Consider the following 23076-nt stretch of genomic DNA (forward strand, 5'->3'; position numbering starts at 1 on the left):
TTAAAGCTCCTCAGCCATTGAATAGAAGGAAGGAATAGAGATAAAAACCGTCTGTGGATTAGTGGTGTGGCGCGCCAAGCGAGCCTCTTGCAGTGCGTTTTCAATAGCTAAGCGTTTTGGGCGACCATTAGCGGTCAGCCACTTTTGCCAGCAATGAGTATCGCTCACCAACCAAAGCTGCGTGATGTGTGCGTAATCGGGCAACACGCTATTGAGCTGTTGCACGCGCGTAACGAGATCAGGTAAAGGACTGTCACTGACGGCCGTGAGGCCTGCCTGCCCGTCGCCCACCACCACAAATCGATGGTGTGCAATCAAAGCCAATGCTTGAGATTCAATCCATTCAGGGGCCACGTTACGCCCAAAACTGGTAATGATGAGGTTCTTTTTACGCCCGATGATGGTTAAAAAACCCTCATCATCGATTGTGGCCATATCACCAGTTGACAACCACTCGTGGCTAAACGGCTCACCTAAATACCCCAAAGCCGTGTTGCCTTTAACTAACAATTCGCCATCTTGTGCCAGCGAAACCTGAAGATGAGACAGCACCTGTCCGCACGACCCCGGCTTATTTTGTTGGGGTGTATTCATACTCACGACCGAAGCACTTTCAGACAAACCATACCCTTCAAAAGCGGGAATGCCGAGCTGGCGAGCTGCGTCAATTAATTGGGGAGCCACTCGCGCCCCGCCCACGGCAACCCAGCGTAAAGGCAGCGCAAGAGCTGGGCTCTGCTTGACGACTTCAATTAATGCCAGCAATAGCGCAGGCGTTAGCACCAAGCTTGACGGCTGAAACTGTTGTAGTGCGAGTGCGAACGTTGCACCACAGAACTGGCTAGAACCAGTCAAACCTACTTCGCTGCCACAGACAACTGTCGATGTCACACCCAGAACCAAAGGAACATACACACCCGTGATGTTTTCTAACAAGGTTGAGAGAGGCAGCATCACGAGGTGACGCTCAACTTGCGCGGACATTTTCTCTGCGATCGCCAGCGTGACCGCTTGCATGTTTTCGTCACTCAAACACACCCCTTTCGGCGTTCCGGTGGACCCAGACGTAAAGGTGATTTTTTGCGTCAAAGGCAACACCTGTGCTGATGGATTCGCCAAATAGACAAAAGCAGGTAGATGGCTGAGCGTTGAGAAAGGTTCACCTAGCGTTGGCCAATCACCTAAGCAAACATCAACCCCCGATTCATACAGTAAGTGTTCAACCTGTACCTTACTAAAGAAAGTAGGTACAGGAACGAGCACTATTTTTGCGTGCATGGCCGCAAGGTCGATGATCACCCAATCCAAACTATTTTCAGCTTTTAATGCGATACGCTGTACCTGCCACTGGCGCAATGTGCGTGCTGTGGCTTCCACCTTTTCTAAGAGCTGTTGATAGCTCAGCGCTATCTTTTCTTGTTTGGCATTGTGCCCAATGAAGGCAATGCTATCTGGCTTTTGCTGCGCATGTTGATGAAGCGCCGATAAAATTTGGTTCATAGCAAAGGCCTCACGCTTGTTTCTGGTTTAAATGAAATCGGTTGAGCAACGCCAGCCCCTGCGCCAAATTTCCCGCTAAAATTCGAGGGCTGTGTTGGTAATAACTGCCCCAAATTTGGTTGGCGTTAGGAATGCAAGATGCTGACGCTTTCGCGATCAATGTCGGTTGTAAACCAAATCGACGCATCAAAGCATGCAGTGGATCCGTTGCTGTAAAAACGCACCATTCATACCCTAAATCAACCAGCTGTTGAGCGATCAAAGTAAAGTGCAGCGCCGATAAACCACGACCAAAAGAGGCCAGTTGGCCAAATTCAATCAAAGCACTTCGGGATACTCGGCAATCAAAACGCTGCGATAAAATTTCATCGGCAGGTTGGTCAAAGTATTGTTCGAGAAATAGAGGCTCTTGCTGCGCTACGCGAAAACCACATACGGATTTCATTTCGTCATGATCAAGCAAAGCTAAATAAGCAGGCATAAAAGTAATAAGGCGTGCATCAAACGCTTGCTGATAACGCTCGCGCACAAGGTGTATGGCTTCCAACCAGCGAGGATGAGAAGGATCAATTACGGCCAATTGCAGATCAGATGCTGAGCGTATGGTTTTCATCGGCATTTCCTTTTTGCTTACTCTGTAAACAAAAATAACGGACGTAACTTAAGAATCCCTTAATAAGAGATTTTTTCTTCAACTCAATGGATGAGGAGCCGTTGAATATCCGATACCACTTAGCTCACTCGCAAATGTGTGGCCAAATCTAAACGGAACGATTTTTCTAAATTAGCCTGTCACAGATTGGCTTAGATACGGAAAATTATCATTCTCTACTATCGCCATTTGTATTGGTTCTAACACGGAGACATCTTGCGTTTCTCTTATAATTATAATTTATCATTTTTATAATTACTGATAATTTTATTTAATCCATCAATCTCCATATACTCCCATCTATCGAAACGAAGCCAAAAAATCAAAGGTATTAGGAGCGAATTATGAAAATGAATCACGTCGGTATTATGGTTGGCGATATGGATAAAGCTGTTGAGTTCTACACTCAAGCTTTAGGTTTAAAAATCGTTATGAATAATACACAAGTTATTGAAGAGCGAGAGTCAGCGATTGGCCGCATGTGTATTGCTGTTTTTGGTGAGGGTTTCAAAGGTTTCAATATTGCACATCTAGTAACAACTGATGGTATTGGTGTTGAATTGTTTGAAATGAAAGAGCGCGAAGAGCGTCACGAAGTAGACTTCTCTCGCCTTGGTATCTTCCACTTCTGTCTACAAACCGACGACTTTGAAGGCGCTATTAAGCGCATTGAGCAATATGGCGGTAAAGCGCGTATGGATATCATGCGTTACCACCCAGAAGATGATAACAAGCTCGCTAAAATGGTTTATCTAGAAGACCCATTTGGTAACCTATTTGAGCTTTACTCGCACTCATACGAAGAAACTTATGCCTCTGATTACGAATAGTCGATCTGTGATGCATTAATAAAATTTCAAGGGCAGGTAGCACAACCAGCCCTTTTTAGTTTCTATTGCAAGGTCAGCTATGAAGCTTTAATGCCAATATCATCTGCTTATGTGAGGTTCAATCAAGTCAAACAACCTTAAAAGAGTGATCAATAACATCAATGACTTGCTCATAACGCCTAGCAAGAGGTGAGTTAAGTTTGCTAACCAAGTAAACAGGTTCTTGTATATCTTCGGTAATGTTGAATATTTTTAGCTGCTCTTTATCCGCGAACAAGTTAACGCACCATCGAGGAACCACTGTAAAACCAATCCCTTTAGCTATAGGAACTAATATTTGGTGCACTTGGTTAATATAGCTTTGCGTCGAAACATCCTCCAAATCGACTAGACGAAGCAAATCATTATTCGCTTGATTGACATATGTTTGGAAGTAGTGAGCGAAATCTGGATGACGAACGACTCCCAATTCTATTAACAAGTCATTTATAGGCAAGCTTTCGTCTGCGGACAGTGGCAATACAAGAGCAAGACACTCCGCACCAACAATACGGCTCGCGAAATATTTAGGGTTAGGTTCTTTTGTCACTAGACCTATATCCAGTTTCCCCTGCAATATCTGCTCAAATATACGATGGTTTGGCGTTGCTTCTAACTCAATGGATAAGCCTGGATAACTCACTTGCAAAGAAAGTAATTGTGAATAAATCAGCCACGCGAAAGTCCCTGAACAACCTATAGTACAGCGACCACGGAAAGGTTCGTCGTGTGCCAGGTTCTGTAATAACTCAAACTCTTCTTCAAAGTGTTTGACAGCATAATCGTAAACTTTCCGCCCATAGATTGTTAACTCAAATTTCTTGTTAAATCTCTTTATCAAAGGATAACCGCAAGCAGCTTCTAGTTTATTTATGTGCTGGCTTACCCCAGGTTGCGTCATATGGAGTAACTCAGCCGTTTTAGTAAAGTGCCCAATATCGACTAATGTTTTAAAAGTGTTTAACCAAATAGGATTGAGCATAGTCATAAACCAATAGTTATTAATAAATCAACTTTCAATAATAATTGATTATAAATGAATCAGCATGTCTTTGGACAAAATGTATGTTTCAGATTGCAATATGATAAAACATTATTGCATTAGCTTTTGAAACGAAGAAATCGGGAGTATACGGATAAAGTTTGTCAGCGACAAAAAGGGTGGAGGCCCCAGCCACATCCCGGCACACACGTCGCCTGCTGCGGCTGCTCCCTTCCGGGCCTGACCGAGTTCACAAGTTAGTGTTGCGGGAGGACCAGAGCCTCCATTGATTTGTTTTCTTGGCTTGCTAGCCAAAGAGTGCGGCGATTATCAAGCATCATAGTAATGATTGCAAGCCGAAATCCCAATGGATGGAAGCTTTTTGTTTTAAGTGAACACCATTTGAGCAAATCTTCTATTTTCTCTTCTACTCAATAAAATAGGTGGACTATTTTAGCTCTTGTTTGAACTTCTGATTATCTTGAGAAGAGGCTTTGTATTATCTCGTTGGCCGCTACCGTGGTGCTTACTTTGGTACATGGCAATATCAGTTTGGTGCAATACTTCTTCCAGGCTCATGAAATGATCTCTGTAATTCGACACACCAATCGCCACATTGACTTTTATGTTTAAATTTCGAGCAGAATCGCTGTAGGTAAAGGACTCTAACTGCATTAACACAGGCTCAAGCTCCTCATCACTATATTGCCCAATCAGGATAAACTCATCACCCCCGATTCGGTAACTACGACCAAGCCAAATAGAGTCGATACGGCTAGCAAGTGCTTTCAACACTTCATCCCCCACTTCATGACCATAGTTATCGTTTATCGGCTTAAAGTTATTCACATCTAAATAAATCAAGGTTAGATCGCTGTTTAAGCCTCTCGAATAACGGCGATATAAAGCTCGGCGATTACGCAGCTTGGTTAAATTATCGGTAACAGATTGTGAGTGTAGATAGAAAGCGACCACTAACAAGAAGCCAAATACCAACGTAAACAGCCATTGAGTGTGGCGTGAAAAAGTTTTCTCGGCCGCTAACGTTGCTCGCCAATTCGGTTGATAATCATAGGTGTTGATGATTTTCTGCGTATCAATCATCTTAATAGCACGAGTAAATAAAGGAGCCAGCGAAGCGCCCATGCTATTTTTGGGAAAGCCCATTGCAATCTCAGACGAGTAAAAACTGCCGATAAATAGATCTTCCTCCAACGGCAATAAGTTATCCGCTTCGCGCAATATTTGGTTAAAGTTGGCACGGTTTAGAACGATGTAATCGACCTCCTTACCGAGCAAGGCTTTGACCAATTCATTTTGAGTTTTATAAACATGTAGCACTTTATTGGGCAGCATTTTTCCTAACAGCTCTTCAAAGAAATCTTCTTTAATCACGCCGATGCGCTCAACAATTAATTCAGACACATTGCTGTAAACATTGTCTTTGTAATTTTCACGTTTGATCAAGACGGCTTCAGGCTGGTAATACGTGTCACTGAAATAAACGTCGGATTTTCGTTGTTGAGAGACGGTAACTGGTACTAGGATATCAATGCGTTTATTGACCAAATCGGCATACATACTCTCCCACGTTTCGTCTGGCTGGCTGGCCAGTTCGCATTTGAGCAACAGAATGTCACATGCTTTAAAAACAATGTCCGCGTTTATTCCTTTCACTTTACCATCGTGCTGATACTGAGCAAATTGGCTGATGTTCTCCAATTTTACTTTTAACGGTCGCTGCACGTTTAAGCCACTATCGATGACGGATTGACGCAATGCCTGCTTGCGGATATCAAATTGGTATTTTTGTACTGATTCTCTAAGCAGTTTTTGTACCGACGCTGAGTGTACATATTCTTGAATTTTGTTGAGTAATAAAGTGTTGTGCCCTTTTGGCGTAATAATGGCAACCGGCTGAATAGGCAGTTGGTCATTAAGCAATTGCGCATCGAGCCCTGCCATCAACATCGGCTTTAATTGATTAATCGCGTCTACGACCACATCGACTTCAGCCGTGCTTAAAAGTTCTTTGGCACGCCGAGCACCATCATACTCAACCTGTATGATATGAGGGAAATAAGCGGCAATCAGCTCACCATAAATCGTTCCTTTGGGAACCCCGACCCTCGCCAGATCGGTTAACTGTACGTTGCTATGGCTAAATGCATAGGTGTATTCAATATTGGTAGGACTTGAGAAATCAAAGCGTTGAGCACGCTGTTCGGTGTAAGTAACATTGGCTGCAAAATCGCTCTCCCCTTGTTCGATAGCGGTCAAGATCGCATCAAAGCTGGGGTAATTAACATAGTCAATCTCAAGGCGAAATTGGTAAGCAATGGCATCAAACAAAATACGCGTGACAACATCGTCCGCTTCTGTCGCTACTCGATATGTTTTAGCGTTGATTATGGGAGCACTGATGACGCTGTGTGCCGCCGTTGCTAGCCATAAAAGACCTATTAGCCGAAATGCACGAACCATGACGTTTATATTATTGTAATGAGAGGTGAGCATCATATACTAATGCTCTATATATGCATAAGAATGAAGTCACAACTTCACCCACAACATGCTCTAATCTACATTCAGTTGTGTTCTGGTCATTCGGTATTCTCTTCGGTGCTCTTGAGTAGATAATCAGTCATCCAAGCAGTAGCCAGTAAACAGATCCAAACCACGAATACTGGGTTTGGTACGTCACTTGTGGGCGAGACGACTAAGCTTGCAAAGCCTACCGTTGGAAGTGTCCAGCATAACAAACCATTCCAATTCACCGCGACTGGTTTGGATTGGGTTAAACTTTCCATCGACGCCATAATGCCAGTAATGCTTAACGCAACTAACACCGCATACGAGAAATCGGCCATCCATAGCGGTAGCAGTAACCCTAACGCCCACCAACGGTGCTTATTGGATGGTTTCCAGTGCGCAACCGACCACCAAACAACGATAACAGAAAGAGTCTGAATAACAGTAAGCCAGCCTGTACCGCCTAATTTCCCAGCAGATTGAGTAACGATGATACCGACTTGCAACGTCAGTACGATCAACGTGCTCACTAAGATAACTCCCATGCTACTGCGTTTAGAAAAGACCACCATCAACAACGGGAGTAGCACCCAAACACTGACAGAAAGGGCGATTGGCTGATAAGATAAAGTGAAACCATAAGCGGTCATTGCAACCAATAACAACACACCCGCGACGCCCCCTTGCGGTAAAATCCACAGCGCAGGGATCACGATGGCCAACACAGGGATGTCCCCTTCGCTTAAACCTATGGCTCTTGCACAAACCACAGCCAACACGGTTGTGATTAAAAATTGAAAGGTAGAAAATAGCATGCCCTCTCCTTATACCGTTCCTTGGTAACTATCGAACTAGGACACTGCTAGTATGGACGAATTGTCAGTATGAACCAATTTTTAGCGCAAATTTTTGCAGTTATACATCAAATTCCCGCGGGAAAAGTGACCACTTATGGCGAAATTGCTCGCTTAGCTGGCTACCCCGGCTACGCACGACATGTTGGAAAAGCATTAGGTAACCTACCTAAAAACAGCCGATTACCTTGGTTTCGTGTGATCAACAGCAAAGGAGAGATTTCGCTAAAAGGAGAGGATTTATCACGTCAACGACAGAAATTGATCGCCGAAGGCGTCGAAGTGAACGAGCATGGAAAAATAAAACTTCGATTATACCAGTGGCGCCCGTAACCCCCTTTCGGTCAAGCGCCTTTCCCGCTTATCTAGCACGGGAAAGGGCTGTTTTACTATTTCTTGTTTTACTGTTTTTATAGTATTGCTTCTGTTTTTACTACTGTTTAACACCAACCAAACGCAAATCAACCCGTTTAGTGTTATTCTCATCAGTAATCACCGCGTAATGGGTATCCGTAATGAAGCGCAGTTTTCCATCTACTTCGATGCGAGCACTGACGCTGTAACGGTGGCGAGCATCAATTTTTCGGTTGTCGAATGCCAAGTCAAACTGAAGCGGCACTTGCATCCCGTTAGTTTCAAAGCGGTGTTTTGCGATCACCTTAGCGGGTGCATCAGCCAATGAAACATCTTGCAAAGTGATAGTGACAAGCGCCTTATCCGGCAGTGCGATACGCTCACGGTACGAAACCGTACCCATGATAGATTGAATATTGCTCTCGGAAGAGGTTGGTTTTTGCGCTGACTGGCAACCCACAAGCATTAGACCCAAAACAGACGACATAATCAGCAACAGTGCCTTTTTCATAAGGATAAAACCTCAGTTATGGTGTTAGATAGGTGATGATTATAGGTTCGGTTTTATCTGCTGTCATGGTCGTCAATTTGGTATTAACAAGATATTGACTTAGTCAACAATGATAATAATTACATTAAGAATCTCGGTGAGGGCCTATGAGTAAACCATTAAATGAACTATTGGATTTGCTGCAACTGGAAAAACTAGAAGAAGGTTTATACCGAGGTGAGAGCGAGAACTTAGGTCTGCCACAAGTGTATGGTGGACAAGTGATTGGCCAAGCGCTCTCGGCGGCTCGCTATACGGTTGATTCCGACCGCACTGTTCACTCATTTCATAGCTATTTTCTTTACCCCGGAGATCCTGAAAAACCAATCATTTATGATGTTGAGAATTTAAGGGACGGACGCAGTTTCAGTACCAGACGAGTCAAAGCCATTCAGAATGGTCGGCCGATTTTCTATCTCACCGCTTCTTATCACGGTGAAGCGCCCGGTTTTGAACATCAAAACACCATGCCTGACATCCCTGGCCCTGAAAATTTTGCCTCTGAATCTGAACTGGCAGCCCAGATTGCACACTTATTACCTGAAAAAATAAAAAAGGTTTTTTGTGGCGAAAAAGCGATTGAGATGCGTCCAGTGACCGTAATTAACCCGCTAAAACCACAAAAAGCGGAGCCAAAACAGTACCTGTGGATACGCGCTAATGGTGAGTTGCCAAATAACCAACTCATCCATCAATATTTGCTCGGTTACGCTTCTGATTGGGGGTTTTTAGCCACAGCGTTGCATCCTCATAAAGTCTCTTTGATGACACCTAACTTTCAAGTCGCGACGATTGATCATTCGATTTGGTTCCACCGCCCATTCAAAATGGATGAGTGGTTGCTCTACGCAATAGAAAGCCCTACGGCCAGCAATACCCGTGGTTTAGTGCGTGGCGAGATTTACAACCGCCAAGGAGATTTAGTCGCAACAGCAGTGCAAGAAGGTGTGATGCGCTTCACCAAATAACAAGACTCGGACGAGCAGGCTATGCCAGAGGCAATTGGGTAGTGTACTTCAATGACTCCATTGCAAAGGTTGAAGTCACGTCATTAATCCCTTTCACGCCATTGACCAGTTTTTTATAAAACTGGTCAAAACACTTCATGTCTTTGACCAACACTTTCATCATGTAATCGTACTCACCCGCCATTCGATAGAACTCCATCACCTCAGGGTACTCAGACACAGTCACGACAAAATGGCTGTACCATTCGTGAGAGTGATCGCTGGTCTTAATCAACACAAACGCGGTAAAACTCAAATCTAATTTTTCTGGGTCAAGCAGGGCAACTCGCCGCGCAATCACGCCAGATTCTTCGAGCTTTTTCAACCGCTTCCAGCAAGGTGTGGTGGTTAAGTTCACCGCTTCAGCCAAATCATTTAGCGACAAAGTGCTGTCTTGTTGCAGTAATGAGAGGATCATGCGATCAATTCTATCAAGCTCCATAGCTTCCCCAGAATAAGAGAATAATTTTCTCTAAAACTACAAAATGACAGGCAACATAGCAAAGTTTTTCTCTCACATTAAGGGTAAATTACCCTCACAATAACGATGGAGAGAGAACCATGTGCACCGATCATCAATGGATTAACAACGCAATTCGAAAAATAGAAGCGGACTACCAACGCTCGGCCGATACTCATCTGATCAAGCTCGATTTGCCTTGTGTCGCTGGGGTCGATATTTATCTCAAAGATGAAAGTACGCATCCTACGGGTTCGCTCAAACACCGCCTAGCCCGTTCTCTTTTTCTGTATGCCATCTGTAACGGCTGGGTTGGCCCTGAAACGACTATCATTGAATCTTCATCGGGCAGTACTGCGGTATCAGAAGCTTATTTTGCTCGTTTACTAGGCTTGCCTTTTATTGCTGTAATGCCCAAATGTACTGCACGTAAAAAAATTGAGCAGATTGAGCTTTATGGCGGCCAAGCGCATTTAGTCGATCGCTCTGATCAAATTTATGCCGAATCACACCGCTTAGCTAAAGAACTGAATGGTCATTATATGGACCAGTTCACTTATGCTGAACGTGCGACCGACTGGCGTGGTAATAGCAATATTGCCGACAGTATTTTTAACCAAATGCAAATGGAAGATCACCCCGTTCCGACATGGATTGTAATGAGCCCAGGCACAGGCGGAACCTCAGCAACTATAGGCCGCTTTATTCGCTACCAAAAACACAATACCAAACTGTGCGTCGTCGACCCTGAAAACTCGGTATTTCATGATTATTTCAAAAGCCGAAACCCAAGCTTAACCTTGCAGTGTGGTAGCAAAATTGAAGGAATTGGTCGTCCACGAGTTGAACCGAGTTTTATTCCCGGCGTAGTCGATGAAATGCGCACCGTTGCGGATGCCGCCAGTGTCGCTACGATCTATTGGTTGGAAAAACTACTCGGCCGCAAAGCAGGCCCTTCTACCGGAACCAATCTTTATGGGGTTTTGCAAATTGCCAGTGAGATGAAACAACGAGGTGAAACAGGCTCCATCGTGACGCTGTTATGCGACAGCGGCGAACGTTATTTAGATACCTATTACTGTGCCGATTGGGTGAAAAGCAATATTGGTGATTTAACACCTTATCTTTCAAAATTAGAAGCCTTTGAAACAACGGCTAAATTAGCTTAGTGACCTAGCAAAACGCCCAAGACAAACTTGGGCGTTTTGGATCCATCGTGAAAAGTCTTAGCCTTGAATGCCGACAATCAACCAAGGTGCATTAGGTACGGTTAAATCACGCTCTAAATGCCACACATCATTAATATCTTCTTCAATGCCTTCCACGGAATCGCGGTAGCGGCCAGTAAACTGCAAACTCAACTGCGCTTTAATTGCATCGTAATCGGCGCGAACGACTTCAGCGTCTACGTACATCACATCTGTGTGCTGTTCACCGTTTAGCTTTGCGCGCTCTTGTTTTAAATCTTCAAACAAGCTCGCCGATACATATTCTTCAACAGTTTCAAGTTGGTTATGGTTCCAAGCACCTTGCAAAATACGGTAGTGCTCACGCGCACCATTAATGAAAGCTACCTTATCAAAACCGGCTGGATAGTTATGTGGGATATCGCTGTGTGCATTCGCTCCAAAACCACCCGTGGCTTGAGGCTGTTGTTCAAAATTGTGCACGTTAGGCTGTTCAAACTCCGTCCGGTTATTCACACCACCAAACGCAGGCTGCTGCCGATTCATGCTACCCTGCTTCGCGCCAAGCATACCGCGCATCAGTTTAAAGAGCACAAAAGCAATCAGGCCGAAGATCAGAATATCCATAAATTGGATACCCTCAAACGCGCCGCCAAAGAAAGCCGCCAGTAGACCACCAGCGAGTAAACCACCCAGTAATCCGCCCATCAGACCTTTTTTGGTCGAACCAGCTTTACCTGCTTGATCTTGCTTAATGGTGTCATTTTTTTGAGTCTGCTGTTTGGGTGCTGGAGCCGTTTTATAGCTTTTACCAAACGATTTACCACCGCCAAATTTCTTTGCTTCTGCTATCGGTGTGATCGCAACAGCAACCATCAGCAGTGCTACAAGGGAAAAAAAACGTTTCATGTTTTTCCTTAGGGTTATAATTATTGAGGCTTACTCATCATAACCACTTCGGATAGACAAGAAAACCGTTGCTTCTCGCAGACATGTATCAGAATATTGCAAATTAACCGTCCATAAGTTGACGCTTATACACCACCCCACTAGAATATCGAACGTTGTTCATAATTGATACGTAACCATGGCCAGACGAAACGATCACACCCGAGAAGAACTGATTGCATTGACACTCAAGACCGCGAAGCATTTTCTTCAAAATCACACTTATCACGAGCTCAGCCTGCGTAAAATCGCAACCATGATTGGCTACGTACCTAGCACTTTGGTCAATGTCTTCGGCAGTTACAATCTTTTATTGTTGCATGTGGTAGCTCAAACCTTGGATGAACTCTCTTCGCAAGCGAAAAAAGTGGTGGGTAAGTGTAGCGATCCAAAAGAAGCGTTGTATAAATTGGCCTATTGCTACCACGATTTTGCTCAGTTGCACCCCAATCGCTGGCAACTTATTTTTGAACATAATATGAATGGCGAACTACTTCCCCAGTGGCAAGCAGAGCGCATCGACAACATGACCGCCATGCTTGAAGGTTTATTGACCATCCTTGGCCCACAACATTCGCAACAAGAAGTGCTGCAAGCAAGCCGAGTCCTGTGGTCTGGCGTACATGGTATTACCTTATTAAGCGTAGATGATAAATTTTTCGCCGCCGAACCCATCGATGGGAAAGAGCTGATTGAAAACCTACTTTCAAACTATCTTAATCACTGGGCGCGATAAGGACCATCAATGAGTCAATCTCAATCTTCATTGCTGACTCAGCAACGATTTCTTCCGTATTTCATCACCCAGTTTTTTGGCGCATTTAACGATAACATCTTTAAAAATGTCTTGCTGCTATTGGTCGCGTTTGCTGGAGCGAACGTGTTACCGGTTTCCAGTAATTTATTTATTAACCTTGCCGCAGGGCTATTCATTCTTCCTTTTTTCCTTTTTTCTGCCTCTGCTGGTGTGCTTGCTGACAAGTACGAAAAATCCGCTTTCATTCGTAAAGTGAAATTGGCTGAAATTGGCATCATGTGTCTTGGCGCGATCGGTTTTATGACCGAGAGTTACGCCATTTTACTGTTATTACTGTTTTTGATGGGGACACAATCGGCCTTTTTTGGCCCAGTCAAATACGCTTTATTGCCGCAACAACTCAAGCCAAATGAATTGGTTCCGGGTAATGCGTTAGTGGAAACAGGCACATTTTTAGCGATTTTATTAGGCACATTGGGGGCTGGGCTCATTGCCTCGATGCCCTACACTAAATACGTGGCCGCTGGCGCGGTGGTAGTATTTGCGTTGTTAGGCTATTTAGCCAGCCGTCATATTCCTCAAGCCCCTGCTTGCGCACCCGATCTCGTTTTTCGCTGGCAGCCCATTAAGCAAACCAAGCAGACCATTGCGATTGCCAAACAAGACCGTACTATTTTCCAATGCGTAATGGCGATCAGTTGGTTCTGGTTTTTAGGTGCTGCCTACTTAACTCAATTTCCAAATTTCACGCATCACTATTTATATGGCACAGAGAGCGCCGTTTCTTTTTTGCTAGCACTGTTTTCTGTTGGCATTGCCACTGGCTCATTGACCTGTGACAAATTATCGCATCATAGAATAGAGATCGGCATCGTGCCTATCGGCAGTTTTGGCATTACATTATTTGGCTATTTAATGGCAACCTCCGTGCCAGAAAATCTGCCTCAATTTACTGATTTTTATCAATTTATCAGCTACCAATCACTATGGCCGATGTTTCTTTTTCTATTGTTGATTGGCGTCTGCGGTGGCATCTTCATTGTGCCTTTATATGCGCTAATGCAGCAGCGTGCTAAAGTCACTCAACGCGCACAAGTCATTGCCGCTTTAAATATCTACAACTCACTGTTTATGGTGGCGAGCGCACTATTAGGGATTGTCTGTTTGAGCTTTCTTGAGCTTACGATCCCTCAGTTCTTCATTATATTAGCTTTGCTTAATGGCTTTGTTGCACTCTATTTATGCTACCAAGTCCCGGTCTTTTTGGTGCGATTTCTAATGTGGATGCTCACGCATACCATGTATCGAGTCAACCACAAAAATCTTCATCACTTACCTGAAAAGGGCGGAGCTCTGCTGGTGTGCAATCATGTTAGCTATATGGATGCACTGTTGCTGAGCGCGGTTTGTCCTCGCTTAATTCGTTTTGTGATGGAAGAGGATTACGCCAATTTGCCGCCACTTCGTCGCTTTTTGAAACGTGTAGGCGTGATACCTATTTCCGCAACGCGTCGCGGTTCTATCCGCCAAGCCTTTAACGATGTAGAACAAGCATTGGCAGAAGGGCATATCGTCTGCATTTTCCCAGAGGGACGGTTAACCGCGGATGGCGAAATCAGCGATTTCATGCGCGGGATGGATATTATTTTAAAACGCAGCTCTGTGCCTGTCATCCCCATTGCATTGAAGGGGTTGTGGGGAAGCTATTTTAGCCGTGCCAAAGGGCGCGCCTGCTGTGGGCTACCGACTCGTTTTTGGTCACATATAGAAATTGAAGCTGGCGAGCCCGTCCCCCCCAAAGAGGCAACAACACAAGTGATGCAACAAAAAGTCGCCGAACTCAGGGGGGATTGGCGTTAGATTGGGATTGAGTGCAAACCAAACACTAGCTTGATCTTATACTGAAGAGTGAACGTACAAATATGTTATTTACGGGCTGTTAGGCTGATGACATGCATATAAGTACCCCATCTTTAGTGATTTTTTTCGATGCGCAGTGTCCTTTATGCTGCAATGAAATGCGTTCATTAAAAACCTTCGATCACCATGGTCATGTTCAGCTTATCGACATAAATGACGCCGATGCTATGCGCAGCTTTCCTTCTATTGACAAAAGCAAGGCGTTATCGATATTGCATGGCTTAGACCAACAAGGCAATCTGCTTTATGGGCTGGATGTGACCGTTCTAGCTTGGCGTTTAGTCAACAAACATCGCTGGTTATTCATCACGCGCTTGCCCATCCTAAAATGGATTAGCGACCAAATTTATCTCCTTTTTGCAAAACATCGCATGTCGATATCTCGCTGGTTTAGTCATGCTCAATGCCGTAATGGCGTTTGTAAAAACAGAGAGTGATAACAATGAAATACCTCATTATTGGCGCCTCAAGCATCATCGCCCAAGCTTTTATAAGGGAGCTCAAAGCGCAGACTTTAGCGCCAGAAATCGTTACCGTCTCAAGACAAAAATATCTCGCCCAATCCTCAAGCGAACATTTTCCAACCGACTACAGTATCGAATCAACGGCCTTGATTGCCAAAACATTGGCCGACATCGGACATAAGTTTGATCAAATTGTGTTTTTTAATGGGCAACTACACAACGGCACCTATACACCGGAAAAGCGTATCTCAAGGTTTGACGAGTCTTACTTTCAATGGCTTTTACAATGTAACGTTTTGAGCCAAGTGCGTTGGTTTCAATATTTACCATCACTTATTGATCGTCAATCTTTTGCAAAAATTACGGTTTTTAGCGCGCGGATAGGTAGCTTAGAGGATAACCACAGTGGCGGCTGGTACAGCTATCGGATGAGTAAAGCGGCGCTAAATATGGCGACGAAAAGTTTTGCGATAGAGCTAGCTCGCACTCATCCCAACACACAAACTATTCTGTTTCATCCGGGAACCACCGACACCCCGCTTTCTAAACCATTTCAGCATAATGTGGCTAGCGATAAGCTCTTTGAACCGGAGTTTGTGGCTAAGCAACTTTATCAACTACAGCAAAAGGAAATGTTAGATAAGCCCGTCTGTTTTGTGGATTGGCAGCACCAGACCATCAAATGGTGATCGCTCATTGAGTGGTCGATAACGCAGCTGATGTTCGGTGAGCCATGTTTTTAAGGTCTTGCGCGATATTTTAATACCCGTTTCGCTCAAGTGATTTGGTATTAAAAAATAATCGATGGGATATTTAAATTTTTCAAGCCTGCCATTGAGCCACTGCTCTAACGCCTCTTTTTTAGGCATAGTTTGGCATTGCAACAAAGCAACGCTGCGCGCGCCAAACTCATCATCATGAACAGGGATCACCATCGCTAAAATAATATCGGGGTGGTGAGATAATACCGCTTCAATCTCTTCACAATGAATGTTTTCGCCTCCAGAGATGAATTGGTTATCAACGCGGCCAATAATGCACAGCTCATCATTCTGCCAGTAGCCAAGATCTTGGCTGTCGAACCATCCTTGTTCATCGATAAGAGGCGTGATTAAGCCTTGTTGGTAATAGCCACTGGATATGGTTTCACCGCCAATGAAAATGCGCTGGCCTTGTAGTTTCACTTGCCGTTTAGGTAGCACGTGGCCAACACTCTGGCTTGCGTTAACACGTTTTGCTGTGACCGTGGAAGCCGCTTCCGTCATGCCATAACCCACCCAAGTTTCAATGCCATGCTTTGCCGCCTGCTGGGCGAGATAGTTTGGGATATGGCCTCCGCCAAGCAGCACGTGCGTTAATGCGAGTGGTGTTTTACTGTCTAATAAACGCTTCAGTTGAGTAGCAACCAATGAAGCATGCGTGACATGAATTATATCTTGGGTGAGATCGCCGCTGCCGACTTTTAAGCAAGCACCAGCGACTAGCCAGCGATAAATAATGGCTAACCCAGACACATGATACATCGGTAAACTCAGCAGCCACGTATCATGGCAACGAAATGAAAATACCTCAAGTAAACCACTGGCTGACGACCAATGCTGCTGAAAAGTATGAATAACGGCTTTAGGAACCCCAGTAGAGCCAGAAGTAAAGATGATTGAGGCAAACTGTGTCTCAGCCTTGTTTACCATAGCGTTCGTAGGCGGCGAAACATGTTCATGAGTAACATGTTCATGAGTAAAAAGCTGGATGTTAGCCTCAGCGAGCAATGAAGTTAGCCCACTCTCCTCAAGCTTAGCTCCTTCACCTAACCATAACCAATGTGGTTGATTCTCTCCGTATAAGGTACTGAGTTTCTGTTTCAGCAGCATCACAGGTTGTGGCATGGTGATGGCGCAGATCACGCCAAGTTTTAACGACGCAAGGTAGATGAACACTAACTCAAGGCTGTTCTTACCCACTAACGTCAGCACATCTTGGTTCTGCAAACCTTGTTGCTGCATTGCAAAAGCATAAGCGTCAATACGGTTCGCTAACTGCTGCCAAGTGTAGGTTTGATTCGCCGTACGCAAGGCGATCGCGTGCGGCGTATACAAAGCATGTTGTTGCCACGGCTTTTGGCAAAAGAAAACGCCTACTCGCATTGAGATTGCCAAACCACCGTTTGCTGTGCGAGCGTTTGTATCGGCAATGCGCTGTTGGGCCATGCGCTTTCGAGTTGTGCTTTAAACAAACTAATCGTATCTAGCCCCGGAATTTCATTAGGCAGTTGCCACTGCGCAAAACGAGCTAATTGGCAAAGCCCTAAGCTCGATTCGATGCTAGAGCTAATAACGGCTTGAATGCCTAATGTTTTAGCTTTTTCAATCAAAGCGATACAGCGCTGTACCGAGCCAATCAAGGTCGGTTTAATCACAATGGCTTTCGCTCCCGTCAGATCTTCTAGCTGAAAATCTGCACGGCGAACGGCTTGCTGTAAGGTTTCATCCCACGCAATCGCAATACCCGTATTTATAGCAAAAGCCAAGCTGTCACTGGGAGATGGACACGGCTCTTCCAAAAACGCAATGCGTTGACGCAGCGAAGGAGAGACATATTGGGCAAATTTTTCAGCTTTAGCGGGTGTCCAAGCTTGGTTAGCATCAAGACGCAATTGCAAATCAGGCATGGATTCTAAAAACAGATTTACGATCATCCCATCTCGAATCGCTTCGTACAGCCCAACTTTAATCTTCGCAACTCTATGATCGCCCGGTAGCGCGTTCAGAAGCGGGATCAGTTCATCAGGATCCCCCGAGCACAAAGGTGCTGCGTGATAGTGTCCGGCTTGAGGCAACCCACCATCCAGCTCTAACTCCGCCATCGACAAACCAAAGGCAACAGAAGGAAAAAGATCATCATAGGTAATAAGCTCACCACTAACCCAAAGCTGAAGCTGCGTTATTAACTGCTGCTGTGCTTGCTCAAGTGACTCTAAACTGAAACCGGGTAATGGGGCAACTTCACCCAACGCTGAACCGTGATCATCTTGTAATTCAATAATCAGACCTTCACGTTCTACCAGCTTCTGATTGCGGAGAATAACGCCGCTATCCATCGGTAAACAGTAGCGATACAGTATTGCGCTGCGCATAATTTCAACCTTTTGTTCGATATTCGACTTTGTTCATTGAGACCACTAGCCCAAATCATCACGGAAAATGGATGATTTGAGCCGATTTTACGCTTAAGGATTACGAGGGAATTTATTGAAATCAGGGCGGCGTTTTTCATTGAAGGCATTGCGCCCTTCTTGCCCCTCTTCTGTCATATAGAACATCATGGTTGCGTTACCCGCCAGTTCTTGCAAACCTGCTTGGCCGTCACAATCTGCGTTGAGCGCTGCTTTCAAACAGCGCAGCGCCATAGGGCTATGCTGCAATACTTCACGACACCAGCGAACCGCCTCTTTTTCTAAATCAGCTACTGGCACAACCGTGTTGACCAGCCCCATGTCCAACGCTTCTTGAGCATCATAAAAACGGCAAAGGAACCAAATTTCACGCGCTTTTTTCTGCCCAACGATACGAGCCATGTAAGACGCACCCCATCCACCATCGAATGAACCCACCTTGGGCCCTGTTTGACCAAACTGGGCATTTTCTGCCGCTATAGTTAAATCGCACATCATATGCAGCACATGGCCACCACCGACAGCCCAACCAGCAACCGCCGCAATTACAGGTTTCGGACAGGTACGAATTTGGCGTTGGAAATCGAGCACATTGAGATGATGCGTACCGGACTCATCACGATAGCCGCCGTAGTCGCCACGAATTTTTTGATCGCCACCAGAGCAAAATGCCGCTTCACCAAGACCAGTTAGAATGATCACGCCAACTTGCTCATCATAACGCGCATCGGCCAGCGCACTGATCATCTCTTTAACCGTTTGTGGGCGAAAGGCATTACGCACCTGAGGGCGGGCAATCGTAATTTTGGCAATGCCATCTTGCGATTTGTGATAGTGAATATCTTCATATTCGGCGCTGCAGTCACTCCAGATGACTGGTGCATACAATTCTTGTTCAGTAATACCGACTGTTTTAGCCATGGTGCTTTCCATTGTTCTATTAATTATAGTTTTTGAACCAACGCGTTAGCATTGGCTGATAAACTCTTGAATAAGATGAGCAAATACTTCGGGCTGCTCATAATGGACATTATGCCCCGCAGCCCGCACTTGGCGATATTCGAAACCGCTTTGTTGTGCCAGCTGAACAAACTTACTGTCCTTCTCCCCACAAACATAGACCATTGGCAATGCGACTTGCTCAAGTTGTGCGAGCAGATAAGGTTGCTTTGCCAATGAAGTCGAAAGTAGCATGTGAGCCACTGCCACCCCAAGATTAGCACTGCGTTGAGTGACTAAAGTTTGTCTTTGCTCATGATTTAATGAAGAAAAAACGGGTTGATGATACCAATCGACCAAAACTCGCTCAATCTGCTCAGTTTGGAAACGATGTGCCCAATGGTGATCATTTTTCAATCGTTGCTCACGTTCAAAAGAACTCTGCAAGCCGAAGTTGCCACCCTCAACGATCAGACCTTGAATATTCAACGCCGAAAAACGCTGCATCGCCACGCCATACATTGCCAGCCTTCCACCAAGTGAATAGCCCACCAATACGATAGGTGTTTTTTCGCCAAGCTGCTTAAGCACGGTTGCAGAAATGTGAGCGCAGCACTCATCAAAATCATCACATAAGAGAGACTGACTACCGCCATGGCCGGGAAGATCAATCCATAATTGCGAGTATGGCGAAAGGAAAACCGCCGTTTTCGACCAATCTCGCCCACTGCCTAGTAAACCATGTAGAAAAACCACCACAGGCTCTACCGACGTCGAACCTGTGGTGGTGCTGCAATAAAAACGACTACAAAGCATAGACTTGCTGGGTAAATTGTGTGATTTGCTCACCGGCTTGCCCAGACGGCGTGGTCACTTCAACCAATAAGGTGCCAGTACCCTGTTGTAAATGTTCACGGACCAAGCTTTGATAAGCAGATAAGGTTTGCGGACAAGCATAACCTAAACGAAACTGCCGTGCGGCGTGTTCAAATTGGTAGCCATGGGGCATTTGGTACAAGGCGGTTTTGTGCGTTTTGGGAACGGGTAATAGATCAAAAATAGCGCCACCATCATTATTCACCACCACCAGCACCAGAGGCGTGCTGACTTGGCTAAGCAGAGCTAGAGAATTCAGATCATACAGCAATGACGTGTCACCAATAAATACCAACATTGGATTATGATTGGCTCGCTGTACTCCTGCGGCGGTTGCCACTAAGCCATCAATGCCCGAAGCGCCTCGATTGGAGTAAACCGAACGTCCCTCAATTTGAGCAAACATATCGGCTAAACGGACGAACAAACTGTTGCCGATAAATAGGTCGGCCCCTTCGCTACGCTCGGCCATATCGAGCGCTAAACCAATCTCTGTAATGGAAGAGTCACCGTTCAAATGTAATTTAGCCAGTTGGGCAATCTCTTGCGCCACACTTTTTATCCGATCCGACCAACCCGCTTGCGCCGCACCTAAAGCCGTTAATTTACCAATATGCCGATCGACCCAGCACGCAATATCAGTGACAAACTGCTGTTGCATCAGATGGTTTTGATTATTACGTGCCATTTGGGGTGAAACGTAAATATACTGCACGTTACCCATGTGAGCATGGCTAGCTAGCCATTGAGTAAGCCGTTTTGAGACCAGCCGTGAACCGAATTGGATCACCACCTCACTTTCACTAAGCAGCTCACGTGCTCGCGCATTTTGCAACCATAAATCAAAATGCGCCCATTCGCTGCTCACGCCTGATTGTGGATCACATAAGACTGGCCAGCCGAGTTTGTTGGCAAAATGCTTGGCCTTCTTCGCTTCAGCTAACGTCAACGAACCAAGAATCACCAGCCCTTTTTTACTCAGCCATGCACCATCATCTAACGTTTTGGTTTCGGTTTGGTACTGGCGAGAGCTGAATGCTTGCTCACGCTGACGCCACGCTTCAATCACAGCCAAATAGTCCGCGTAAAGATCTACATCATGTTCGGCATAAAGTGGCTCGGGAAAGGGACAGTTAATATGTATTGCGCCACCCATGTGATCTTGGTTGGCCATGGACTCATCCACTGTGGTTAACAACCAAGTCAATGGGATAGTTGTCGATGGACTGGGTAGATTCACCGCCTGGGTGACATGTGATGAGTAAATACCTACTTGATTGATTGCTTGATTCGCACCGCATCCCACGAGCTCAACGGGCCGGTCAGCCGTGAGTACAACGAGTTTTTCACCCGTGAGGTGTGACTCAGCAATCGCTGGCAGTAAATTAGCCGCCGCCGTGCCAGAAGTGACAATCACCGCAACTGGTTTTTGGCTCGCCTTAGCAAGACCTAAAGCAAGAAAGCCCAGCCCACGCTCATCAAAGTGAGTATGGATTGAAAGCTTGTGATTGGCGGCCGCCTCTAAGGTCAAGGGTGTCGAGCGTGAACCTGGTGCAATACAGATCTCTTGCACCCCAAGTCGAGTAAGCTCCTCAAGTAGCGTTTGGCTCCAAATTCGGTTCAGCACTGCTTGGTCATGCTTCATGACGCCACTCCTAGAGGAAAATGGTCGCTGATCAAACTCAGTAAGGTTGCCATTTTTTTGTCTAACTCTTGCCATTCATGCTCAGCAACTGAACCTGGAACAATGCCCGCTCCGGCAAACAGTTGGACCTGATTGTCCACCAGCAAAGCGCTGCGAATCGCCACACAAAACTCCGCTTGTTGATGGCTAAAATAACCGACTGAGCCGGCATACCAACCACGTGCAAAAGGCTCATTAGCCTGAATAAAATCCATCGCCGCTTTGCGCGGCAGGCCAGCCACCGCCGCGGTTGGTTGTAACGCGTTCAGCAGTTGCACACCATTCACACCCTTTTTCAGCTGCGCATGGATACCCCGTTTTAAATGTTGCACTTTGCGCAAACGCACTAAACGGACGTCCTGTTCAACATCAACCCTTTCAGAATGAGGCGTTAACCGTTCAATAATGTCATCCACTACATATTGATTTTCATTAAGATTTTTACTGTCTTGAGTAAGCCAATGAGATAACTCCATGTCTTGGCTCGCATTTTCTCCCCGACCTATAGTTCCCGCCAGCGCTTCGGTATACAAAGTCTGCCCTTGACGAGCGTACAAACGCTCAGGTGTCGACCCCATAAAGCTGTGTTTTTGATCAAATGCTAATAAAAAATGAAAACTGTGATGATTGTGCGCCGCACTTGCCTTAAGCAACTGCGCCGCGCTTAACGGCTTATCTAAACTGAGTGTCGTTTGCCGCGCGAGTACCACTTTCTTAAACGCTTGATGATCAATTCCCTCAAGCACTTGATTGACCAACTGCTGCCACTTCACCTCATTAGGTTGATGGGTGACCTGTTTTATATGTGACGTCATACCACGTAACGGACTAACTTCAAGTTGCAGTTTATGCAGTGCGACCAAGGTTCGTTGGCGTTCAGCGGTAATATTCGCCGCCAATGACCATTGACCATCACAGCAAATCAGCTCAATTTGCGGTAAAAAGAAGAATGAGGATAGACAACGGCGATTTTTGTCCGTATGCCCATCAAAAGAACGTCCACCCCAAACTCGCTGCTCCTGACCAAGAATAGCGTAGGCAGGTTCAGCCTCAGAAAAAGTATACAGCTGACCTAATGCCACGACTTCTTCGCGCGTATCGCGTGACTGCCAATAAAATTTAGGGAAAATGGGTTGCGCTTCAAGCCAATCAATTGGCGCGAAAGGGGGAGCTTCTTGCAGTATTTGTACAAAACGAACGTCATCATCCTTCGCGTCGTTTATTTGCTCGATTAACCGAGCAATAGCTTGATGAAAATGCGACAAATCGACCTCGAAAACATTGAGACACGGGCTCTACTGACGGCTACTCTATTTAGAGAGGGAAACGAAATCAAGGTTACGAGTTATCTTTTGCAGATTCCTGTGAT

At 45.4% G+C, this 23076-nt stretch carries 22 protein-coding genes and 1 other RNA gene; 8 read left to right on the forward strand and 15 right to left on the reverse strand.

The window, feature by feature from the left end:
* Together AACQ79_RS04905 and AACQ79_RS04910 are read right to left on the reverse strand one after the other, a co-directional pair.
* Positions 1 to 1500, reverse strand: coding sequence for an AMP-binding protein (locus AACQ79_RS04905; RefSeq protein ID WP_170898631.1), 1500 nt, complete (start codon positions 1498 to 1500; stop codon positions 1 to 3).
* Between the two features lie 10 nt (positions 1501 to 1510).
* The gene (locus tag AACQ79_RS04910; RefSeq protein ID WP_445285851.1) at positions 1511 to 2119 is read right to left on the reverse strand and encodes a thermostable hemolysin; all 609 of its coding nucleotides are present in this window, start codon (positions 2117 to 2119) and stop codon (positions 1511 to 1513) included.
* 377 nt (positions 2120 to 2496) lie between these two features.
* Between AACQ79_RS04910 and AACQ79_RS04915 the strand changes: the two genes are divergently transcribed.
* On the forward strand, positions 2497 to 2982 hold the full coding sequence (locus tag AACQ79_RS04915) for a VOC family protein (RefSeq protein ID WP_047687889.1): 486 nt from the start codon (positions 2497 to 2499) through the stop codon (positions 2980 to 2982).
* Positions 2983 to 3109: 127 nt separating this feature from the next.
* Here the strand turns inward: AACQ79_RS04915 and AACQ79_RS04920 are convergent, their stop codons facing one another.
* The 4 genes from AACQ79_RS04920 to AACQ79_RS04935 form a co-directional block, all read right to left on the reverse strand.
* Entirely contained in the window at positions 3110 to 4009 is a 900-nt protein-coding gene (locus tag AACQ79_RS04920) for a LysR family transcriptional regulator (RefSeq protein WP_047687887.1), read from the reverse strand.
* Positions 4010 to 4186: 177 nt separating this feature from the next.
* An RNA gene (gene ffs, locus AACQ79_RS04925) (signal recognition particle sRNA small type) lies at positions 4187 to 4283 on the reverse strand.
* Between the two features lie 173 nt (positions 4284 to 4456).
* Positions 4457 to 6523, reverse strand: coding sequence for a GGDEF domain-containing protein (locus tag AACQ79_RS04930; protein WP_170898636.1), 2067 nt, complete (start codon positions 6521 to 6523; stop codon positions 4457 to 4459).
* An 83-nt stretch (positions 6524 to 6606) separates the two neighbouring features.
* Entirely contained in the window at positions 6607 to 7350 is a 744-nt protein-coding gene (locus AACQ79_RS04935) for a hypothetical protein (protein WP_170898638.1), read from the reverse strand.
* A 69-nt stretch (positions 7351 to 7419) separates the two neighbouring features.
* Between AACQ79_RS04935 and AACQ79_RS04940 the strand changes: the two genes are divergently transcribed.
* Positions 7420 to 7722 (forward strand): MGMT family protein, encoded by a 303-nt coding sequence (locus AACQ79_RS04940; protein WP_170898640.1) that lies wholly within the window; start codon positions 7420 to 7422, stop codon positions 7720 to 7722.
* 100 nt (positions 7723 to 7822) lie between these two features.
* Here AACQ79_RS04940 and AACQ79_RS04945 read toward each other — a convergent pair whose 3' ends face one another.
* The gene (locus AACQ79_RS04945; RefSeq protein ID WP_047687881.1) at positions 7823 to 8254 is read right to left on the reverse strand and encodes a YbaY family lipoprotein; all 432 of its coding nucleotides are present in this window, start codon (positions 8252 to 8254) and stop codon (positions 7823 to 7825) included.
* A gap of 146 nt (positions 8255 to 8400) precedes the next feature.
* On the opposite strand from AACQ79_RS04945, the gene tesB reads away from it, so the two are divergent.
* Positions 8401 to 9261, forward strand: coding sequence for an acyl-CoA thioesterase II (tesB, locus tag AACQ79_RS04950; RefSeq protein WP_129532628.1), 861 nt, complete (start codon positions 8401 to 8403; stop codon positions 9259 to 9261).
* A 19-nt stretch (positions 9262 to 9280) separates the two neighbouring features.
* On the opposite strand, the gene AACQ79_RS04955 is transcribed toward tesB, so the two are convergent.
* Positions 9281 to 9742, reverse strand: coding sequence for an Lrp/AsnC family transcriptional regulator (locus AACQ79_RS04955; protein WP_129532629.1), 462 nt, complete (start codon positions 9740 to 9742; stop codon positions 9281 to 9283).
* A 119-nt stretch (positions 9743 to 9861) separates the two neighbouring features.
* Between AACQ79_RS04955 and AACQ79_RS04960 the strand changes: the two genes are divergently transcribed.
* Complete coding sequence (locus AACQ79_RS04960) at positions 9862 to 10929, forward strand: PLP-dependent cysteine synthase family protein (protein WP_129532630.1); 1068 nt, start codon at positions 9862 to 9864, stop codon at positions 10927 to 10929.
* Between the two features lie 57 nt (positions 10930 to 10986).
* On the opposite strand, the gene AACQ79_RS04965 is transcribed toward AACQ79_RS04960, so the two are convergent.
* Positions 10987 to 11856 (reverse strand): Tim44 domain-containing protein, encoded by an 870-nt coding sequence (locus AACQ79_RS04965; RefSeq protein WP_094125660.1) that lies wholly within the window; start codon positions 11854 to 11856, stop codon positions 10987 to 10989.
* A 178-nt stretch (positions 11857 to 12034) separates the two neighbouring features.
* Between AACQ79_RS04965 and AACQ79_RS04970 the strand changes: the two genes are divergently transcribed.
* The 4 genes from AACQ79_RS04970 to AACQ79_RS04985 all read left to right on the forward strand — a co-directional run bounded on the left by AACQ79_RS04970 (position 12035) and on the right by AACQ79_RS04985 (position 15725).
* Positions 12035 to 12631, forward strand: coding sequence for a TetR/AcrR family transcriptional regulator (locus AACQ79_RS04970; protein WP_170898642.1), 597 nt, complete (start codon positions 12035 to 12037; stop codon positions 12629 to 12631).
* A gap of 9 nt (positions 12632 to 12640) precedes the next feature.
* Positions 12641 to 14512: an MFS transporter gene (locus AACQ79_RS04975; RefSeq protein WP_170898644.1), complete on the forward strand. Its 1872-nt coding sequence runs from the start codon at positions 12641 to 12643 to the stop codon at positions 14510 to 14512.
* Between the two features lie 98 nt (positions 14513 to 14610).
* Positions 14611 to 15009: a thiol-disulfide oxidoreductase DCC family protein gene (locus tag AACQ79_RS04980; RefSeq protein WP_170898901.1), complete on the forward strand. Its 399-nt coding sequence runs from the start codon at positions 14611 to 14613 to the stop codon at positions 15007 to 15009.
* 5 nt (positions 15010 to 15014) lie between these two features.
* Complete coding sequence (locus AACQ79_RS04985) at positions 15015 to 15725, forward strand: SDR family NAD(P)-dependent oxidoreductase (RefSeq protein WP_094128939.1); 711 nt, start codon at positions 15015 to 15017, stop codon at positions 15723 to 15725.
* Here AACQ79_RS04985 and menE read toward each other — a convergent pair.
* The 6 genes from menE to AACQ79_RS05015 all read right to left on the reverse strand — a co-directional run bounded on the left by menE (position 15672) and on the right by AACQ79_RS05015 (position 22972).
* The gene (menE, locus tag AACQ79_RS04990; protein ID WP_105976345.1) at positions 15672 to 17180 is read right to left on the reverse strand and encodes an o-succinylbenzoate--CoA ligase; all 1509 of its coding nucleotides are present in this window, start codon (positions 17178 to 17180) and stop codon (positions 15672 to 15674) included. The two genes, AACQ79_RS04985 and menE, sit on opposite strands and share 54 nt — an antisense overlap.
* On the reverse strand, positions 17171 to 18169 hold the full coding sequence (gene menC / locus AACQ79_RS04995) for an o-succinylbenzoate synthase (protein ID WP_170898646.1): 999 nt from the start codon (positions 18167 to 18169) through the stop codon (positions 17171 to 17173). Before menC ends, menE begins: the two co-directional genes overlap by 10 nt.
* Positions 18170 to 18262: 93 nt before the next feature.
* Positions 18263 to 19129: a 1,4-dihydroxy-2-naphthoyl-CoA synthase gene (menB, locus tag AACQ79_RS05000; protein ID WP_170898648.1), complete on the reverse strand. Its 867-nt coding sequence runs from the start codon at positions 19127 to 19129 to the stop codon at positions 18263 to 18265.
* A gap of 45 nt (positions 19130 to 19174) precedes the next feature.
* Entirely contained in the window at positions 19175 to 19963 is a 789-nt protein-coding gene (menH, locus tag AACQ79_RS05005; RefSeq protein WP_170898650.1) for a 2-succinyl-6-hydroxy-2,4-cyclohexadiene-1-carboxylate synthase, read from the reverse strand.
* Positions 19953 to 21668, reverse strand: a complete 1716-nt coding sequence (gene menD, locus AACQ79_RS05010; RefSeq protein WP_170898652.1) for a 2-succinyl-5-enolpyruvyl-6-hydroxy-3-cyclohexene-1-carboxylic-acid synthase — start codon at positions 21666 to 21668, stop codon at positions 19953 to 19955. The genes menH and menD overlap by 11 nt, the downstream gene beginning before the upstream one ends.
* On the reverse strand, positions 21665 to 22972 hold the full coding sequence (locus AACQ79_RS05015) for an isochorismate synthase (protein ID WP_013856429.1): 1308 nt from the start codon (positions 22970 to 22972) through the stop codon (positions 21665 to 21667). Before AACQ79_RS05015 ends, menD begins: the two co-directional genes overlap by 4 nt.
* Between the last annotated feature and the right edge of the window lie 104 nt (positions 22973 to 23076).

It is taken from the genome of Vibrio sp. 3-2(1) (genome assembly GCF_963887575.1).
Lineage (GTDB): Bacteria > Pseudomonadota > Gammaproteobacteria > Enterobacterales > Vibrionaceae > Vibrio > Vibrio anguillarum.

What these genes read in the sequence shown, in the direction of transcription:
- AACQ79_RS04905 (WP_170898631.1), bottom strand. Translation starts at nt 1,500, where the DNA reads ATGAACCAAATTTTATCGGCGCTTCATCAACATGCGCAGCAAAAGCCA.
- AACQ79_RS04910 (WP_445285851.1), bottom strand. Translation starts at nt 2,119, where the DNA reads ATGCCGATGAAAACCATACGCTCAGCATCTGATCTGCAATTGGCCGTA.
- AACQ79_RS04915 (WP_047687889.1), top strand. Translation starts at nt 2,497, where the DNA reads ATGAAAATGAATCACGTCGGTATTATGGTTGGCGATATGGATAAAGCT.
- AACQ79_RS04920 (WP_047687887.1), bottom strand. Translation starts at nt 4,009, where the DNA reads ATGACTATGCTCAATCCTATTTGGTTAAACACTTTTAAAACATTAGTC.
- AACQ79_RS04930 (WP_170898636.1), bottom strand. Translation starts at nt 6,523, where the DNA reads ATGATGCTCACCTCTCATTACAATAATATAAACGTCATGGTTCGTGCA.
- AACQ79_RS04935 (WP_170898638.1), bottom strand. Translation starts at nt 7,350, where the DNA reads ATGCTATTTTCTACCTTTCAATTTTTAATCACAACCGTGTTGGCTGTG.
- AACQ79_RS04940 (WP_170898640.1), top strand. Translation starts at nt 7,420, where the DNA reads ATGAACCAATTTTTAGCGCAAATTTTTGCAGTTATACATCAAATTCCC.
- AACQ79_RS04945 (WP_047687881.1), bottom strand. Translation starts at nt 8,254, where the DNA reads ATGAAAAAGGCACTGTTGCTGATTATGTCGTCTGTTTTGGGTCTAATG.
- tesB (WP_129532628.1), top strand. Translation starts at nt 8,401, where the DNA reads ATGAGTAAACCATTAAATGAACTATTGGATTTGCTGCAACTGGAAAAA.
- AACQ79_RS04955 (WP_129532629.1), bottom strand. Translation starts at nt 9,742, where the DNA reads ATGGAGCTTGATAGAATTGATCGCATGATCCTCTCATTACTGCAACAA.
- AACQ79_RS04960 (WP_129532630.1), top strand. Translation starts at nt 9,862, where the DNA reads ATGTGCACCGATCATCAATGGATTAACAACGCAATTCGAAAAATAGAA.
- AACQ79_RS04965 (WP_094125660.1), bottom strand. Translation starts at nt 11,856, where the DNA reads ATGAAACGTTTTTTTTCCCTTGTAGCACTGCTGATGGTTGCTGTTGCG.
- AACQ79_RS04970 (WP_170898642.1), top strand. Translation starts at nt 12,035, where the DNA reads ATGGCCAGACGAAACGATCACACCCGAGAAGAACTGATTGCATTGACA.
- AACQ79_RS04975 (WP_170898644.1), top strand. Translation starts at nt 12,641, where the DNA reads ATGAGTCAATCTCAATCTTCATTGCTGACTCAGCAACGATTTCTTCCG.
- AACQ79_RS04985 (WP_094128939.1), top strand. Translation starts at nt 15,015, where the DNA reads ATGAAATACCTCATTATTGGCGCCTCAAGCATCATCGCCCAAGCTTTT.
- menE (WP_105976345.1), bottom strand. Translation starts at nt 17,180, where the DNA reads ATGCGAGTAGGCGTTTTCTTTTGCCAAAAGCCGTGGCAACAACATGCT.
- menC (WP_170898646.1), bottom strand. Translation starts at nt 18,169, where the DNA reads ATGCGCAGCGCAATACTGTATCGCTACTGTTTACCGATGGATAGCGGC.
- menB (WP_170898648.1), bottom strand. Translation starts at nt 19,129, where the DNA reads ATGGCTAAAACAGTCGGTATTACTGAACAAGAATTGTATGCACCAGTC.
- menH (WP_170898650.1), bottom strand. Translation starts at nt 19,963, where the DNA reads ATGCTTTGTAGTCGTTTTTATTGCAGCACCACCACAGGTTCGACGTCG.
- menD (WP_170898652.1), bottom strand. Translation starts at nt 21,668, where the DNA reads ATGAAGCATGACCAAGCAGTGCTGAACCGAATTTGGAGCCAAACGCTA.